Origin of the sequence: Pseudomonas japonica, from assembly GCF_900188455.1 — a bacterium.
GTDB classification, from domain to species: domain Bacteria; phylum Pseudomonadota; class Gammaproteobacteria; order Pseudomonadales; family Pseudomonadaceae; genus Aquipseudomonas; species Aquipseudomonas japonica.
Map to the genome: position 1 here is coordinate 140,165 of NZ_FZOL01000004.1, position 15,895 is coordinate 156,059.

At 64.0% G+C, this 15,895-nt stretch carries 15 protein-coding genes; 8 read left to right on the forward strand and 7 right to left on the reverse strand.

The genetic code is table 11. The features are described from left to right. Nucleotides 1–75 precede the first annotated feature (75 nt). Nucleotides 76–2,457 carry a penicillin acylase family protein gene (locus tag CHB99_RS06965; RefSeq protein ID WP_042121117.1) on the reverse strand — a complete coding sequence of 794 codons (2,382 nt, stop codon included), beginning with the start codon at nt 2,455–2,457 and terminating at the stop codon, nt 76–78. Between the two features lie 94 nt (nt 2,458–2,551). Between CHB99_RS06965 and CHB99_RS06970 the strand changes: the two genes are divergently transcribed. After that, nucleotides 2,552–3,100: a sugar O-acetyltransferase gene (locus CHB99_RS06970; RefSeq protein ID WP_042121118.1), complete on the forward strand. Its 549-nt coding sequence runs from the start codon at nt 2,552–2,554 to the stop codon at nt 3,098–3,100. Nucleotides 3,101–3,138: 38 nt separating this feature from the next. On the opposite strand, the gene CHB99_RS06975 is transcribed toward CHB99_RS06970, so the two are convergent. The 3 genes from CHB99_RS06975 to CHB99_RS06985 form a co-directional block, all read right to left on the reverse strand. Further along, nucleotides 3,139–3,414 (reverse strand): bacteriocin immunity protein, encoded by a 276-nt coding sequence (locus CHB99_RS06975; RefSeq protein WP_042121294.1) that lies wholly within the window; start codon nt 3,412–3,414, stop codon nt 3,139–3,141. After that, nucleotides 3,414–5,576, reverse strand: coding sequence for an S-type pyocin domain-containing protein (locus CHB99_RS06980; RefSeq protein WP_052419359.1), 2,163 nt, complete (start codon nt 5,574–5,576; stop codon nt 3,414–3,416). Before CHB99_RS06980 ends, CHB99_RS06975 begins: the two co-directional genes overlap by 1 nt. 99 nt (nt 5,577–5,675) lie before the next feature. Further along, nucleotides 5,676–6,236, reverse strand: coding sequence for a DUF6436 domain-containing protein (locus tag CHB99_RS06985; RefSeq protein WP_042121119.1), 561 nt, complete (start codon nt 6,234–6,236; stop codon nt 5,676–5,678). 98 nt (nt 6,237–6,334) lie between these two features. Here CHB99_RS06985 and bipL point away from each other — a divergent pair, with 98 nt between their 5' ends. After that, nucleotides 6,335–7,267, forward strand: coding sequence for a phospholipase BipL (gene bipL, locus CHB99_RS06990; RefSeq protein ID WP_042121121.1), 933 nt, complete (start codon nt 6,335–6,337; stop codon nt 7,265–7,267). On the opposite strand, the gene CHB99_RS06995 is transcribed toward bipL, so the two are convergent. Continuing rightward, nucleotides 7,268–8,017: a DUF2059 domain-containing protein gene (locus tag CHB99_RS06995; RefSeq protein WP_042121122.1), complete on the reverse strand. Its 750-nt coding sequence runs from the start codon at nt 8,015–8,017 to the stop codon at nt 7,268–7,270. A 114-nt stretch (nt 8,018–8,131) separates the two neighbouring features. On the opposite strand from CHB99_RS06995, the gene CHB99_RS07000 reads away from it, so the two are divergent. Both CHB99_RS07000 and CHB99_RS07005 read left to right on the forward strand, forming a co-directional pair. Then, a complete protein-coding gene (locus CHB99_RS07000; RefSeq protein WP_042121123.1) occupies nt 8,132–8,764 on the forward strand; it encodes a 2OG-Fe(II) oxygenase in 633 nt (210 codons plus the stop codon). Further along, nucleotides 8,745–9,260, forward strand: a complete 516-nt coding sequence (locus tag CHB99_RS07005) for a 2-thiouracil desulfurase family protein (protein ID WP_042121124.1) — start codon at nt 8,745–8,747, stop codon at nt 9,258–9,260. Before CHB99_RS07000 ends, CHB99_RS07005 begins: the two co-directional genes overlap by 20 nt. A 57-nt stretch (nt 9,261–9,317) precedes the next feature. Here the strand turns inward: CHB99_RS07005 and CHB99_RS07010 are convergent, their stop codons facing one another. Together CHB99_RS07010 and serA are read right to left on the reverse strand one after the other, a co-directional pair. After that, complete coding sequence (locus CHB99_RS07010; RefSeq protein ID WP_042121126.1) at nt 9,318–10,094, reverse strand: transporter substrate-binding domain-containing protein; 777 nt, start codon at nt 10,092–10,094, stop codon at nt 9,318–9,320. A gap of 204 nt (nt 10,095–10,298) precedes the next feature. Further along, nucleotides 10,299–11,528: a phosphoglycerate dehydrogenase gene (serA, locus tag CHB99_RS07015; RefSeq protein WP_042121127.1), complete on the reverse strand. Its 1,230-nt coding sequence runs from the start codon at nt 11,526–11,528 to the stop codon at nt 10,299–10,301. A gap of 171 nt (nt 11,529–11,699) precedes the next feature. On the opposite strand from serA, the gene CHB99_RS07020 reads away from it, so the two are divergent. The 4 genes from CHB99_RS07020 to CHB99_RS07035 all read left to right on the forward strand — a co-directional run bounded on the left by CHB99_RS07020 (nt 11,700) and on the right by CHB99_RS07035 (nt 15,887). Then, complete coding sequence (locus tag CHB99_RS07020) at nt 11,700–13,097, forward strand: FAD-binding oxidoreductase (RefSeq protein WP_042121128.1); 1,398 nt, start codon at nt 11,700–11,702, stop codon at nt 13,095–13,097. Nucleotides 13,098–13,134: 37 nt separating this feature from the next. Then, entirely contained in the window at nt 13,135–13,800 is a 666-nt protein-coding gene (locus CHB99_RS07025) for a fumarylacetoacetate hydrolase family protein (RefSeq protein ID WP_042121129.1), read from the forward strand. 150 nt (nt 13,801–13,950) lie between these two features. Further along, nucleotides 13,951–14,892 carry an SdiA-regulated domain-containing protein gene (locus CHB99_RS07030; protein ID WP_042121130.1) on the forward strand — a complete coding sequence of 314 codons (942 nt, stop codon included), beginning with the start codon at nt 13,951–13,953 and terminating at the stop codon, nt 14,890–14,892. A gap of 95 nt (nt 14,893–14,987) precedes the next feature. Beyond that, nucleotides 14,988–15,887, forward strand: a complete 900-nt coding sequence (locus CHB99_RS07035; protein WP_042121131.1) for an SdiA-regulated domain-containing protein — start codon at nt 14,988–14,990, stop codon at nt 15,885–15,887. Nucleotides 15,888–15,895: the final 8 nt, after the last annotated feature.

Here is a 15,895-nt window from a genome sequence, read left to right on the forward strand (position 1 = left end):
AGGCTTGCCCGCGAAGGACCGCGATGCGGTCCTTCGCGGGCAAGCCTCGCTCCTACGAGATGTTCGCGTTACTGGCTATTTGGCAGGCACCAACCGCAAGGTCCCCTCGGTCTGCCCCGCCAGCCCCAGCCACGCGCGCTGGTATTTCCCCTCGATATACGGCTTCGCCTGATCGGCATAGTGCTTGTCGAACAGCACCCCGCTCTGTCCGACCGGATTGATGCTCAGCGCCGTTCCCGCATCGGCGAAGTCGATCAGCCGTCGTGTCGACGGGCCGTAGGTCACCGGCCACGGTGCCGGGCCGATCTTCGCCGACAGGTTGTTCGGCACCTCATGGGTCCCCGGTGCCGCGAACGGCCCGACATTGAACAGGCGGTCCAGCGGCTTCTGCATGCCCAGCGGGTGCCCGTGGGTCAGGGTGTGCGCCTTGCCCCACTGCCAGCCCGATGGCTCCTTGCCCAGCGTCTCGCCCAGGTGCGCCAGGGTCCGATCCCAGGCCTGCCTGACCACCGCCGTGCGGCTGCCGCGCTCGCTGCTGCCCTCGGTGTCCCACCAGGGCGAGTCGGGGTCGGCGGCCAGGCGTGGCAGGGCATCGTCGATCACCCGGGTCGAGATCAGTGCCTGGAACCAGGCATCGCCCAGCTCGTCGTGCATCGCGGCGAAGGCCAGTTCGTAGAGGAACTGGTTGAACAGCGTGGCACTGACCGAATCCAGCGGATAGTCGCCGCGCCAGGCCGCCAGTTGCTCCACCAGCTCGCGGCCCTGCTGATCCTCGACCACCTGGCGCAGCACCGGCAGCAACGGGCCGAGGACGCGCGGGCCATAGTCGGTCGTTGTGCCCAGTTGCAGCGCCTGGCTGTTGTGCAGGTCCCATTTCACCTGGTCGTCGGCCAGTTGCCGGTCGAGCTGGCGACCGCGGTCCGGCAGGTTGTAGTAGCCGGGAATCGCCACGCCGCTGGGCGACTGAGGCTGGAAGTTGGCCGAAACGATATAGCCGCTGGGCGGATTCTCCGCCTGCGGGTTGGCGCTGAACGGGTAGAACCCGGACTTGTCCGCCTGCGCGGTGCTGCCATCGAGAATGAACGCCGGGTTCACCCCCTCCGGACGGATCGGCAAGGCCGCCGCCGCCCACCAGCCGATATCGCCACGGGCGTTGGCCCAGACGAAGTTCAGCCCCGGCGCCTGGACCTTCTGCGCTGCTTTGCGCATGGCGTCGAGGGTGCTGGCGCGGTTGATTTCATAGAAGCCGTCGAGGATCGGGTTCGGGCTTTCGAGAAACGCCCACCACAGGGCGATCGGCGCCGCACCGGCCTCCTGGCCGAGCACCTTGTTGACGATCGGGCCGTGGGGCGAGCGCAACAGCGTGATGGTCTGCGTCGGCTCGCCCTTGACCTTGATCTGCTGCTCGCTGCGGGTCAGCGTCTGCCACTGGCCGTGGACCCGCACCTGGTCCGGGTTGTCCGGATTGACCTGCTCGGCGATCAGGTCGACGTCGTCGTTCTGGAACATGGTCAGGCTCCAGCCGAACTCGCGGTTGTGCCCGAGGAAGGCGAACGGGTGGAGCGCCTGGTGATAGCCGTAGAGATGGAAACCCGGTGCCGACAGCTCGGCCTCGTACCACACCGCCGGCACCGAGAAGCGGATGTGCGGGTCGCCGGCCAGCAATGGCTTGCCGCTGCGGGTGCGGCTGCCGCTGATCGCCCAGGCGTTGCTGCCTTCGAACTGCGGCAGGCCGGCCTCGGCGAACGCCTGCTGGCTGACCAGCGCTAGTTGGCCCAGGGCTTTCCAGTCGGCATCGGCCAGCGCCGGGGCGCGTTGCAGCACGCCGTCGGGATGCCAGTCGAGGTCGAAGACCTTCAGGTACGGGGCGCCGAGATGATCGCGAACGAAGGTCAGCAGCGGCTCGGTGCGAAACGCCGCGGCGAAGCTGTAGGCCATGAAACCGGCGATGCTCAGGGTGTCCTGGGCGGTGAACGGGCGCGGGCTGATACCCAGCACGTCGAACTCCATCGGTCGCGGATGGCTGTCCTGCCAGGCGTTCACGCCGTCGAGATAGGCTTGCAGGGCTTGCCAGGCGGGCGACTGCTTGTCCTGGCGGTCGACATAGACCTGCGCCTGCTCGCCGATGCGCAGGCTGCGGAACAGCGTGTCGGTGGCGACCATCTTCGCCCCCAGCACCTCGGCCAGTTCGCCACGGGCCAGGCGCCGAGTGATCTCCATCTGGAACAACCGGTCCTGGGCGTGCACGTAACCCAGCGCACGGTACATATCCACTTCGTTCTGCGCCTGGATGTGCGGCACGCCGCGCTCGTCATAGCGCACGCTGACCGGCGCCTGGAGCTTGGCCAGGGCCAGTTCGCCGTCGCGCTGCGGCTGCTTGTCCTGCACGTACAGGTAGCCGGCGCCGGCCGCCGCCACGGCGATGGCCACGGCGAGAAGGGTGAGGCTGCGTTTCATCGAAGCTCCTTGGGATCTTTCTGGCAGCGAGTCGGTCATGATCGGACAGAGGATAGACTTTGCCAGCCGATAGATCAGCCAGGAGTGATGGCCAATGGACCTTAGCGAAAAACAGAAGATGCTCACCGGCCAGTTGTACCGTGCGAGCTGCCCGGAACTGCAGGCCGAACAGATTGCCAACAAGTACTGGATGCAGCGCTACAACAACGCCGTCGACCTGCTCAACGAGCAGCGTCGCGAACTGCTGGTCGCGCATTTCGCCAAGGTCGGCGCTGGCGCGGTGGTCCGTCCGCCGTTCTATTGCGACTACGGCTACAACATCGAACTGGGCGCGAATGTGTTCATGAACTTCAACTGCGTGATCCTCGACATCTGCAGGGTGAGCATCGGCGACGACTGCCAGATCGGCCCGGCGGTGCAGATCTACGCCGCCGACCATCCGCGCGATCCGGAGATCCGCCGCAGCGGGCTGGAGAGCGGCAAACCGGTGACCATCGGCCGCAATGTGTGGATCGGCGGCGGGGCGATCATCCTGCCCGGGGTGAGCGTGGGCGACAACGCGATCATCGGTGCGGGCAGCGTGGTGAGTCGCGATGTGCCGGCGGGGGCGACGGTGATGGGAAATCCGGCGCGGGTGAAGTAGAAACGCCGCTATCGCTGGTGGGCGATAGCGGCGCTGGGTCAGGCGGGTTTGAAGCCGGGCTTGCCGTTGGCGGCGCGCCATTCCTTTATGCGTTTGACTACACCCTCGGGGCTGTCCTCCGCACCTTCGGGGGGATAGCAGACGACGTCGGAGCGGTCTGGGTGCTCGGTGACCGTTTCGAAGTGATGCATGAGTTCTCTGATGTAAGTGTCGCGAGCTGCTCCGGACAATCCATTGCGGTTCTCGAAAAACTCACTGACAAGATCCAGAAACTCGGCTTCGGTGTAGTCATCCAGTTTTAACTTGAGTTCGATCACTGTGATTTCTTCCCATGCTTGGCGATGTGATTTTTCGGGGTCATGACTACAAGGTTGTCTACGTCGTACACCGCCCCTCCTTCAGCTATCGGGTGAATGTGATGAAGCTCGAAAACCTCTCTTCTACCGACTCGCTCGCTGGCTGGTACAAAGGGCGCGGCGCCGTCCAGCATTCTTTGAATGTTTGACTTGCTGAAATGCTTGCTGAGCTCCGGGTCTTCGGCAACCGCTCTCCAGATCGCTTCGCGCATTTTCCCCCAATTGCCAAATGGTCGGTCGCGCAGTTGATCCGCGATATTCGTAGGAATCGGAGCTCCGGCAGCGCTGACAGCAGCTCTCTGCCAATCCGGGATTGTCTGTCCTGTTCCTGTTCCAGCCCCCGCATGATCCCGCGGGTTCTTGAACATGATGTAAACAGGCTCAAGTCCGGAATCCGCCGGAAAGGTGACGATGTAGTCGCTGAAATGCAGATCGGCAGTGGCCGGGAATGTCAGCAGCTTTGGCGTTGACGGAACACTGATGATCCCCGGGTACAGCCGGTTCGACTGTTCCTCGGTAGGTAGCGTGGTCGAGCTGTCGCCGGGGCGGGTTTCAGGCGTCCAGAGTACGGTGATCGGCCCCGGTCCGTCGGTGACGAAACGATAGGCGCCCAGTTCGCCGTCCCAGGTGGCTTGTCGTACCGGGACGGCGCTGGGAACGCCGTCGACATTCGTGGGGACAACCTGCACATGGCTGTTCTCCCCAACCATCCCGGAGAGCAAGCGTATCGGCAGTTCCAGATGCTGGCCGATGCGCTCGACCACGTCCTGCAGCTTGAAATCCGGCAGTAATTCCTTGAGCGGGCTGCTGATCCCGTAGCGATCACCGTGGTCCAGCCTGAACGAGAACAGCAGCAGCGAGGCAACTTCCAGGACCAGGCGGGGTGGCCCGACCAGCAAGGGGCGGGCGGCTTGCAGCGCAACCCCCAGCGCGGTGGCTCCCCTGGCGAAGGCCGCCATCGAGGCCGCGGCCGGGGTGATGACCTGCGCCTGGGTCGTGGCGCTCAGCGGCAATCTGTAGGTGTATGGACGCTGCGGAATTTCGCTGCCGGCCAAGGTGGCGAGTCGAGCCAGTTCAGTGTTGGTGGCGGTGATCGCCGCGGTTACCCGCGTGCTGTACTCGCGATGCAGGCGGAAGGTTTCTGCCCGCGCGAGTTCATGCTCGGCAAGCGCTTGCACACTGGCCTGCACCAGGCCTCTGCCGATTTCAAAGCTGGTAGCCGGGGTATTGCGTGATCGCGCAAAAACAAGGTCGGTTTCCAGCACCTTGTAGTGAATGGACAGCCTCATGGGGTGCGCGTTGCGGTTGTAGTGAGTCTTGTTATTGGCCTTGTGTGCTTGAAGCAACTGCGCCAGCTCGTCCTCCAGAGCCTTGCCGTGAAGCGGCAGGTGCTCTGACGTCAGCGTCTCGAACTCATGACGGGAGAACGCGTCCAAGTGCTCTTGCAAGCGAGCTGCGCTGACCTGGTGCTCGTGTTTGGCCAGGACCATCTGGGCCAGCAGCAGGTCCACGGTGCGAATGCTCTTTTCGAGCTTTTCCGCTTGTTTGACTTCGTGTGCGGCGACCTTCCTGGCAACGGTCAGCGCCTTGGTTCTTATATTCAGATAATCGATGGCGCCGGCAAGCAGCTTCGCTTCGTGAGCGGCTCGGTAGGAAGCGAGCCAGGTCTGCCTGGGATTGGCGAAACCATGCGGGCGTGACAGGGCACGGACATAATCGGCGGCGCTTTTGGCAAGCGGTGACTCGCCGAAGAACTGCAGGGCGGTTTGCTGTGCGGCGGGTAATGCTGCGGATTTCTGTAGCAACAACTGCTGGGTGGCTGCGTCCTGGCGCTCCAGGACCTCGTGTTGCAGCAGGTTGTCCAGGTTGCCCGCAAGTTGTTGAACCTGGGTATCGAGGCTGGTTTTCAGTGACTGCTGATCGGCCGCGTATTGTTGGTCGATGGCTTTCTTGTCCGCATCGGCCTGTTCGAAGATCTCGAAGACCAGCACGCCCGATTGCATGTGCGAGGTGTAGACCCGGTGTTCGAATATTCCACTCCAGGTCGCGAAGGGCGGCAGGTTGTGCCGATCCTGGGCGCCGTGGATGGATTGCGGGGGTAATTCGATGGTTGTCGGCATACAGGCTCCTCCTTTGCTGTATGCGCGAAAACTACGGAGTGTGACCCTCTGCCTGGATGTAGATAGTTATCAGCGTGATTGACGAAATTTCAGCTGCTTTCAGCCTTTCCAGGGGCAATAGCAACCCACCGCCAGGGTCTGCGTCACCTGCACCGATCGTCCCTGGATCAGTGCCTGGAGGATCGGCTCGATGAAGCTGTTGCTGGCATTGCAGGTCGCCCCTTCGCTGTACGGGCCGAAATACGCCAGGTTGCCAGCGCGGTCCCAGATCGCCACGGCGGGGCTGGCCGGCAGGTGCTCGGCACCGGGCAGGCCGGCGATGGGCTGCAAGGCGGCGAGGTTGGCGGGGAGCTGGCCACGGCTGCCAGGTTTCTGCAGCACATGGAAGGACACGCCTTGCGGCGCATAGTGCTCGATCAGCTCGGCCAGGTGCTGCTGGTTGCCGACGTTGCACGGGCAGGCCGGGTCCCAGAAGTGCACCAGGCGGATCGGGCCGGGGCCGGCCAGTTCGGGCGGCAGGCGCAGGCGGTCGCCGGCGAACAGCGCGGTCTGGTTGTCGAAGGGGCGCAGGTACTGGCGCTGGAAATTGTCGTAGGCCCACCACAGGCCGGCGGCGCACAGCACAAGGGCAAGGACGGCGAGCAGCTTTTTCCCCGACATGGACGATCCTGGCAAATTGAAGGGGGCCAGCTTGCCATGCCCCCGCCGACAGATGAATATCGCAGATCAATCCTTTGCCGCCTTTTCGGGAAATCCCCATGTCCGCGTCATTCCAAGCCGATTCCCTGCGCGCCAGCCTGCCCGCGCTGGCGGCGCGCCAGCCGTTGTCGGTGCAGGGGCAGGCCTACCAGCGCTTCTACGGCCTGGACCGCGCGCCACGGGCGGCAAGCTGGCTGGGGCGCTTTTCCCGCGCCGGATTCGAGGTGGTCAGCCAGGTGTGGTTGCCCGCCGAGCCGGTGGCGACCCTGGTGCTGCTGCACGGCTTCTACGACCACATGGGCCTGTACCGGCATGTCATCGACTGGGCGCTGGAGCGGCGTTTCGCGGTGATTGCCTGCGATCTGCCGGGGCACGGCCTGTCCAGCGGCGAGCGGGCCAGCATCGATGATTTCGCCGTGTACCAGCAGGTGCTCGACGGGCTGTTCGAGCAGGCCGCCGAGCTGCGGTTGCCGCAGCCCTGGCATCTGTGCGGGCAGAGTACCGGCGGTGCAATCGCGGTCGATCACCTGCTGCATCACGGCGAGCGCAGCCCGGTGAGCGGCGAGGTGATCCTCCTGGCACCGCTGGTGCGGCCGCGGGCCTGGGGCTGGTCGAAGCTCAGCTACTGGTTGCTGCGCCCCTTCGTGACGGGTATCGCCCGGCGCTTCAGCGAAAACAGCAACGATCCGACTTTCCTGCCGTTCCTCCTGGCCGATCCGCTGCAGCCACGACGTCTGCCCACCGCCTGGGTCGGTGCGTTGGTCGAATGGATTCGCCGCATCGAAGCGGCGCCCGGCTGCGCGCGGCGGCCGCTGATCGTGCAGGGGGAGGCGGACATGACGGTGGACTGGCGCTACAACCTGGATGTGCTCAAGGGCAAGTTCGATGCGCCGCAGATCCTCATGCTGCCGCAGGCGCGGCACCATCTGGCCAATGAACTGCCGGAGATTCGCCAGCGCTACTTCGCGTTCATCGGCCAGCGCCTGGGCTGATCAGCGCAGGTCGGAGGTACTCTGGCCGACGGCCAGGCCGGCGCGGATCGCCGCCAGGGCGGCCTTGTAGTAGGCCTGGCCTTCGCTGGATTCGGCGAAGGTGGCGAACTCTTCCAGCTCGGCGTCGGACAGGTCGCGGTAGACATACAGCAGGGTGTTGTTGAGGTCTTCGCCGATCTGCTGCATCAGGCGCTGGCGCTGGCCATCCAGCAAGCCCTGAGCCTGACCGCCGCCGAACAGGCCGGGGATCATCTGGCTGAGGCTGTCGGCTGCCACCCCGGCGATCGCCAGGCTGACTTCGGCCCCGGCTTCGCGGGCTGGCAGGGCCTGGGCCAGGTGGCCGACGATGAGCAGGCGGGTATCGCTGGCCGCGACCTTCGGCAGGCCCTTGGCGTTCCTGGCCAGTTGGTCGCGACGGGTGGCCAGCAGTTCGGCGGCCACCACCTTGCGTCCCAGTGGCGACTGGAAGAAGTTCAGCGCCGGCGCGGGGTTGCTCAGGTTGGCGCGCAACTGGGCCTCGGCGCGACGGTCCACGGCCTTGGCTTCGAAACGCTGGTTGCTGTTGTCCACCAGCGCCTGGAACACCGCCGGCGGCAGGCTCTTCTGGTAGCGCTGCTGGGCGGCGGCGATGGCATCGGAGAAGTGGGCACGCTGCTCGGGCCAGCCGGCGACCTTGTACAGCTGATCGAGGGAGTCTGCCCGGACAGGCGTGGTGCAGATGATCAACAGCAGAAAAAACAGACGGTGCATTCAGGACTCCTGTCGGCAGGCGGCTATTGTCCGTGGCCCGGCGGGGCTTTGTCGAGACGCCCGTGCGTCGATGCGACCAAGTGGCGCTGTCGGTTTGCCTGACGGCCCGTTACCATGCGCGCCATGCACATATCCTCCGATCATCCGCAGTTGCTCGGCATCGTCGACGACCTGGCCAACCAGGGCTGGTCGCGGCAGGCCATTTTCCTTCCCGATGCCCTGACCCGGGCGCTGGCGGTCGAGTGCCGGCGGCGCAAGGCCGAGGGCGAGCTGGCGCCGGCGGGGGTGGGCCGCGGCCAGGGGCAGGAGGTCCGCGAGGGGATTCGCGGTGACCATATCCTCTGGCTCGAACCCGGCCAGTCCGAGGCCTGCGATCAGTACCTGGCGCTGATGGACAGCCTGCGCGAAGCGCTCAACCGCGACCTGTACCTGGGGCTGGAAGACTTCGAGTGCCATTTCGCCCTGTATCCGCCGGGGAGCTTCTATCGCAAGCACCTGGACCGTTTTCGCGACGACGACCGGCGCAGCGTGTCGGCGATCATCTACCTCAACGAGGACTGGCGGCCCGACGATGGCGGCCAGTTGCGCCTGTTCTTCGCCGATGGCAGCGAACAGGACGTGCCGCCGCTCGGTGGCAGCCTGATCGTGTTCATGTCCGCTGACCTGCCGCACGAAGTGCTCGCCGCCAACCGCGAGCGCCTGTCGGTCACCGGCTGGTTCCGGCGCCGTGGCAACGAACCGTTCTGAGCTGCCGCGGGTACTGGTGAGTGCCTGCCTGCTCGGCCAGCCGGTGCGCTATGACGGGCGTGCCAGCGGGCATCCCGACCTGCTGCGGCTGTGGCAGGCGCAAGGTCGCGTAGTGCCGTTGTGTCCCGAGGTCGCGGGTGGTCTGCCAACGCCGCGTCCCCCGGCGGAGATTCCCGGCGGGCAGGGCGCTGCGGTGCTGGATGGGGACGCGCAGGTGGTGACGGTGCGGGGCGATGATGTCAGCGCGCAATTTCTCGCCGGTGCCCGGCAGGCGCTGGAGCTGGTGCGGCGGCACGGGATCCGGGTGGCGGTGCTCAAGTCGGGGAGTCCGTCGTGCGGCAACCGGCTGGTGTACGACGGGACGTTCAGTGGCAGCAAGGTCAGCGGTGAAGGGGTGACCAGTGCCTTGCTGCGGCGGGAAGGGGTGCTGGTGTTCAGCGAGCTGGAGCTGGAAGAGGCCGCCGTCGCGCTGGCTGGGCTGCGATCTCCTCCGTAGGGGCGTGGTTCGTCACACGACAAGCCAGCCCCTGCAACGCGATTGCCGCAACCGAATTCAGGGTTTCGGCGGCACGGTGGCATCCACGCCAAACCACTTCTTCGACAGCTCCGCCAGGCGGCCATCGGCCTTGACCCGCTGCAGGGCGTTGTCCAGCGCGCTCTGGAACGCGGGGCTGCCCTTCTGGAATGGAATCGCCAGGCTCAGTACCGGACCGACGCTGGCCCCTTCCGTCACGGGCAGCTTGCTGTCGCGAATCGCGTAGGGCACCAGCAGGCGATCGCTGATGAGCGCATCGATCTGGTCGTCGGCGACTTCCTTGATCGGCTGGGTCGTGTCCTGATAACCGCGCAGATCCACGCCTTCCACCGCCTTCGCCTGTGCGGCGAACGAACTGCCCTGGACGAAGCCGAGGCTGTGCCCCTTGAAGGCTTCGAGGCTTTGCAGCAGACGCTTCTCTTCCTGGCGCACGATCAACTGGGCGCGGGTGTAGCTGTAAGGCGTGCTGAAATCCAGACGCTCCTGCAGTTCCGGGCTGAGCGCGACCTGATTCAGGGCGATGTCGTACTTGCCACTTTGCACGCCGGGCAGCAGGTCCTCGGTAGTGACCTCGACGAAGGAGGCGTGGACGTCCAGTTCACGGGCGAGCATCTGCCCAAGTTCGACTTCGAAGCCACTCAGTTGCCCGGTGCTGTCGCGAAAGTTGAACGGCGGTGTATTGGCTTCGATGGCGATGCGCAGTTCGTTGCGGTCGCTGACTTCGTCCATCAATTCCGCGTGGGCCCACGGACTGAGCAGGCTGGCGGCAAACAATGCCCCGATGAGAAAACGCATTTGAGCCCCTTTTTATTGGCAATAGACACAGTATTGCCGCGGCTTTCTGGTTTGCCACGGTCAAGTTGCCCCTTGTGACCGCAACGAGTCCGGGATGTTTGACGGCGGCTGCAATATTTGTCGCGCAATTGCGCAACTTTTTGTTTTCGTCCGGCCAATAAAAAGGGAGGCACCAAGGCCTCCCCTTTCAATCGCGAAGTGAACTCAGAACAGGACGCGGGAACGAATGGTGCCCTTGACCTGTTGCAGTTTCTCTTGCGCCAGATCCGAGTACTCGGCGTCGACGTCGATCACCACGTAACCGACTTTCTCGTTGGTCTGCAGGAACTGACCGGAGATGTTGATGCCGTTCTCGGCGAAGACCTTGTTGATCTCGCTGAGCACGCCCGGGATGTTTTCGTGGATGTGCAGCAGGCGGTGCTTGCCAGGGTGCGCCGGCAGGGCAACTTCCGGGAAGTTGACCGAGGATACCGAAGTACCGTTGTCGCTGTACTTGACCAGCTTTTCAGCCACTTCCAGACCGATATTGGCCTGGGCCTCAGCGGTGGAGCCGCCGATGTGCGGGGTCAGGATCACGTTGTCCAGGCCGCGCAGCGGGCTTTCGAACTCGTCGTCGTTGGAGCGCGGCTCGACCGGGAATACGTCAATGGCGGCGCCGATCAGGTGCTTGTCCTTGATCGCTGCGGCCAGGTGGTCCAGTTCGACCACGGTACCGCGGGCGGCGTTGATCAGGATCGAGCCCTTCTTCATCGCACGGATTTCCTTCTCGCCGATCATCCACTGGGTGGATGGCAGCTCAGGTACGTGCAGCGAGACGATGTCGGCCAGGCCCAGCAGCTCGTGCAGGTCGGTCACCTGGGTGGCGTTGCCCAGCGGCAGCTTGGTCAGCGGGTCGAAGAAGAACACCTGCATGCCCAGGCTTTCGGCCAGGACCGACAGTTGGGTACCGATCGAGCCGTAGCCGACGATGCCCAGCTTCTTGCCACGGATCTCGAAGGAGTTGGCCGCGCTCTTGATCCAGCCGCCACGGTGGCAGGAAGCGTTCTTCTCGGGGATGCCGCGCAGCAGCAGGATGGCCTCGGCCAGCACCAGCTCGGCAACGGAGCGGGTGTTGGAGTACGGCGCGTTGAACACGGCAATACCGCGCTCGCGGGCCGCGTGCAGGTCGACCTGGTTGGTGCCGATGCAGAAACAGCCGACAGCGACCAGTTTCTTGGCGCAGTCGAAGACCTCTTCGGTCAGTTGAGTGCGCGAGCGGATGCCGATGAAGTGGGCGTCGGCGATCTTTTCCTTCAGCTGCTCGTCCGGCAGGGAGCCGGTGAGGTACTCGATATTGGCGTACCCGGCGGCCTTGAGGACGTCCACGGCATTCTGGTGGACGCCTTCGAGAAGAAGGAACTTGATCTTGCTCTTATCGAGAGAAGTCTTGCTCATCTGCGTAAACCTGTGTCCCGGAGAAAAATGGCAGGGAAGTGGAGCTATCGCAGATCGGCCTGAAGCACGATTAGCGGGGGGCGTATGCTAGCATACCGACGCCGCGCTCAGACCATCCCCGGCACGTGAAGTGTGCTCAGGGTGACTATGAATAGTTCGAGAGTTCCTTCGATGACCGATCCTGTTCTGCTTGCTGAACTGATGACCCTTGTCGAGCCCGGCAAGGTCCTGACCGACGCCGCTTCCCTCGAGACCTATGGCAAGGACTGGACCAGGCATTTCCCGCCGGCGCCCTCGGCCATCGTCTTTCCGAAAAGCATCGAGCAGGTCCAGGCCATCGTCCAGTGGGCCAACCGGCACAAGGTCGCCCTGGTCCCGTCGGGCGGCCGCACCGGCCTCTCCGCCGCCGCCGTGGCGGCCAATGGCGAGGTGGTGGTGTCCTTCGACTACATGAACCGCATCCTCGACTTCAATGCCTTCGACCGCACCGTGGTCTGCCAGCCGGGAGTGATCACCGCGCAGTTGCAAGCTTTCGCCGAGGAGCAGGGCCTGTATTACCCGGTGGACTTCGCTTCTTCCGGTTCCAGTCAGATTGGCGGCAATATCGGTACCAATGCCGGCGGAATCAAGGTCATTCGCTACGGCATGACCCGCAACTGGGTCGCTGGCCTCAAGGTTGTCACCGGCGCCGGCGAGTTGCTGGAGCTGAACAAGGACCTGATCAAGAACGCCACCGGCTACGACCTGCGCCAGCTGTTCATCGGCGCCGAAGGTACCCTGGGCTTCGTGGTCGAGGCGACCATGCGCCTGGACCGGGCACCGAAGAACCTCACCGCGATGGTGCTTGGCACCCCGGATTTCGACTCCATCATGCCGGTGCTGCATGCCTTCCAGGGCAAGCTCGACCTGACCGCCTTCGAGTTCTTTTCCGACAAGGGGCTGGCCAAGATCCTCGGCCGCGGCGACGTGCCGGCGCCGTTCGAAACCGAATGCCCGTTCTATGCCCTGCTGGAATTCGAGGCGACCACCGAGGAGGTCGCCAACGACGCCCTGGCGCTGTTCGAGCACTGCGTGGAGCAGGGCTGGGTGCTCGATGGGGTGATGAGCCAGAGCGAACAGCAGCTGCGCAACCTGTGGAAGCTGCGCGAGTACCTCTCGGAAACCATCTCCCACTGGACACCCTACAAGAACGACATTTCCGTCACCGTGGCGAAAGTCCCGGCGTTCCTGCGTGATATCGACAGTATCGTCAGCACGTATTACCCGGACTTCGAAGTGGTCTGGTATGGCCATATCGGTGATGGCAATCTGCATCTGAACATCCTCAAACCCAACGACATGAGCAAGGACGAGTTCTTCGCCAGGTGTGCCGTGGTCAACAAGCAGGTGTTCGAAACCGTCGAGAAATACAACGGTTCGATCTCCGCCGAGCACGGCGTCGGCATGACCAAGCGCGACTACCTCGCCTACAGCCGTTCGTCGGCGGAAATCGCATACATGAAAGCAGTCAAGGCGGTGTTCGATCCCAACGGGATCATGAACCCGGGCAAGATCTTCGCCCCCGAGTAACCCGCCTCGGATTCAACCAGCGCTCCAGGAGTCGTCCATGAGTTATCAACACCAATATGTAGACGGAACGCGTATCCACTTCGCTCTGGGCAAGGTGGTGTGCATCGGGCGCAACTATGCCGAACACGCCAAGGAACTGGATAACCCGATCCCCAGCGAGCCGCTGCTGTTCATCAAACCCGGCAGTTGCGTGGTGCCGTTGGACGGCGGCTTCAAGATTCCGGAAGAGCGCGGCTCGGTGCACTACGAAGCGGAAATCGCCGTGCTGCTGGGCAAATCGCTGTCGCCGCAACCCTCCGAAGAGGAAGTGCTGGACGCCATCTCCGGTTTTGCCCCGGCACTGGACCTGACCCTGCGTGACCTGCAAGCACAGTTGAAGGAAAAGGGCCTGCCCTGGGAGCGCGCCAAGTGCTTCGACGGTGCCTGCGTCCTGCCGCCGTTCGTGGTCGGCAGCACCTTCGAAGACCTCGCCGATATCGGCATTCGCCTGACCATCAATGGCGAAGTGCGCCAGGACGGCAACAGCGCACTGATGCTCAACCCCATCGTGGCGATGATCCAGCACATGGCGTCGCAGTTCTCCCTGCACGCTGGCGACGTGATCCTCACGGGCACACCAGCGGGCGTCGGGCCGCTGAATGTCGGGGATGAACTGGTTCTGGAACTGCCGGGCGTCAGCCGTTTCGAAGGCCGGGTGCTCTGACCCGGGCGGCGCGGGACGGCCAGCATGGTCGTCCCGGCCTTCTGTCAATGCACTTCATCGGCTTTTGCTTTTTTTTCACAAAACATCTGGATAATTCCTACCCGGTCTTCTGGCTGCGTCCGTCAGCCGGGATAACAACAGGAATCATCGATGGCCACCCCCCTCACTTCTCGCACCCCTGGCGACCCCCTGTCGTCCGGACGCAAGCGTCCCATCGCCCGGCGCTGGTCTACCTGGCTGGCGACCGCGGCCGTGATCGGTTATGGCGTGGCCATCGCCATGCATTGGGACGACCGTGGTCTGCTCTGGCTGCAGGAGCGCTTCCAGAGCCAGGTCGAGCAGAAGGCCAGTATCTGGCTGCCCGATTACCATGCTGATATCGACGCCAAGGTGCTGCCGGGCATGGAGGATGACGAGGCCTCGGACCTTTCCTATGACCCACAGCGCAAGACGCTGTTCGCGGTGATGGGCAAGAACCCGTTCCTGGTCGAGCTGAACCTGAATGGCGACGTGCTGCGCAAGCTGCCGCTGGTGGGCTGGGCCAACCCGGAGGGTGTCGCGGTGATGGCGGACGGGCGTCTGGCCATCGTCGACGAGCGTAACCATGATCTCGTCCTGGTCAGCCTCGACGACTCGACGCGCGAGCTCAACATCAAGGACTTCCCGCGCTACGATCTTGGCCCCTCGGAAAACCAGAACAAGGCCTTCGAAGCCATCGCCTGGGACCCGGCGCAGCAGCGCCTGCTGCTTGGCGAAGAGCGCCCCCCGCGGCTGTTCACCTGGCGCACCGATGGCCGCTCGGCGCTGAGCGGGACCAAGCAGGAACTGCCCAACGACGATCTCGACCTGCGCAACCTCTCCGCCCTCGGCATCGACCCGCGCACCGGACACATGCTGGCCCTGTCGGCGGACTCGAACATGCTCCTGGAGCTGAACGAGCAGGGCGAGCAGGTCAGCTTCATGACCCTGCTCGGCGGCTTCAACGGCCTGGAAAAGCGCATTCCCCGTGCCGAAGGCGTGGCAATGGACGAGGCGGGCACGTTGTACATGGTCAGCGAGCCGAACCTGTTCTATCGCTTTCGCAAGGAATGATGCGCGGCGATTTTTCCGATAGTGGCATTAAGCTTCGATTCAGCTGAACATGGTTAGATTCAGGCCGTTTCGATTCCCCGCCAGAGTCCTTCCCGATGCGTCTGCGAATTTCCCTGCTTGCCTTGCTTGCCGCCCTGCTGGCTGTCCTGCTTTTCGCGGGACAGCACTACCGCCTGTTCGAACGCGGCTGGTTCAACCTCAAGACCTGGTGGCAACCGGCCGAGCAGAGCATCGGGCTTGACCGCTACAAGGTCGTGATCGAGGCGCAACCCATCGAGGGCCTGGACAAGGACATCTCCGCGCTGACCTTCGATCCGGACCGCAACAGCCTGTTTACCGTGACCAACAAGGATCCCGAGCTGATCGAGCTGTCGCTGGACGGCCGGATCCTGCGCCGCGTGCCGCTGACCGGCTTCGGCGATCCGGAGGCGGTCGAGTATGTCGGCCGCGACAGCTACGTGATCACCGACGAGCGCGAGCAGCGCCTGATTCGTGTGCGCCTGACCGACGACACGCCCTTTCTCGACGCCAAGGATGCCGAGCAGTTGACCCTGGGGATCGGCCTCAACGGCAACAAGGGTTTCGAGGGGCTGGCCTTCGACCAGCAGGGCAAGCGCCTGTTCGTGGCCAAGGAGCGCGACCCGATGCTGATCTACGAGGTGCATGGCTTCCCCCATGACAATCCGGAGCAGCCGTATGCCGTGCATGTGGTCCAGGACCGCAAGCGCGATTCGCGTTTGTTCGTGCGGGATCTGTCGAGCCTGCAGTTCGACGAGCGCAGTGGGCATCTGCTGGCGCTGTCGGACGAGTCGAAGCTGGTGCTGGAGCTGGATGTGAAGGGCCGGCCGCTGGCGAGCATGTCGCTGCGCAAGGGTTTTCAGGACCTGAAACAGAGCGTGCCGCAGGCGGAGGGGATCGCCATGGATGATGCGGGGACGTTGTATCTGGTGAGTGAGCCGAATCTGTTCTACGTGTTCAAGCAGTCGGCGCAGTAGTCATCCGG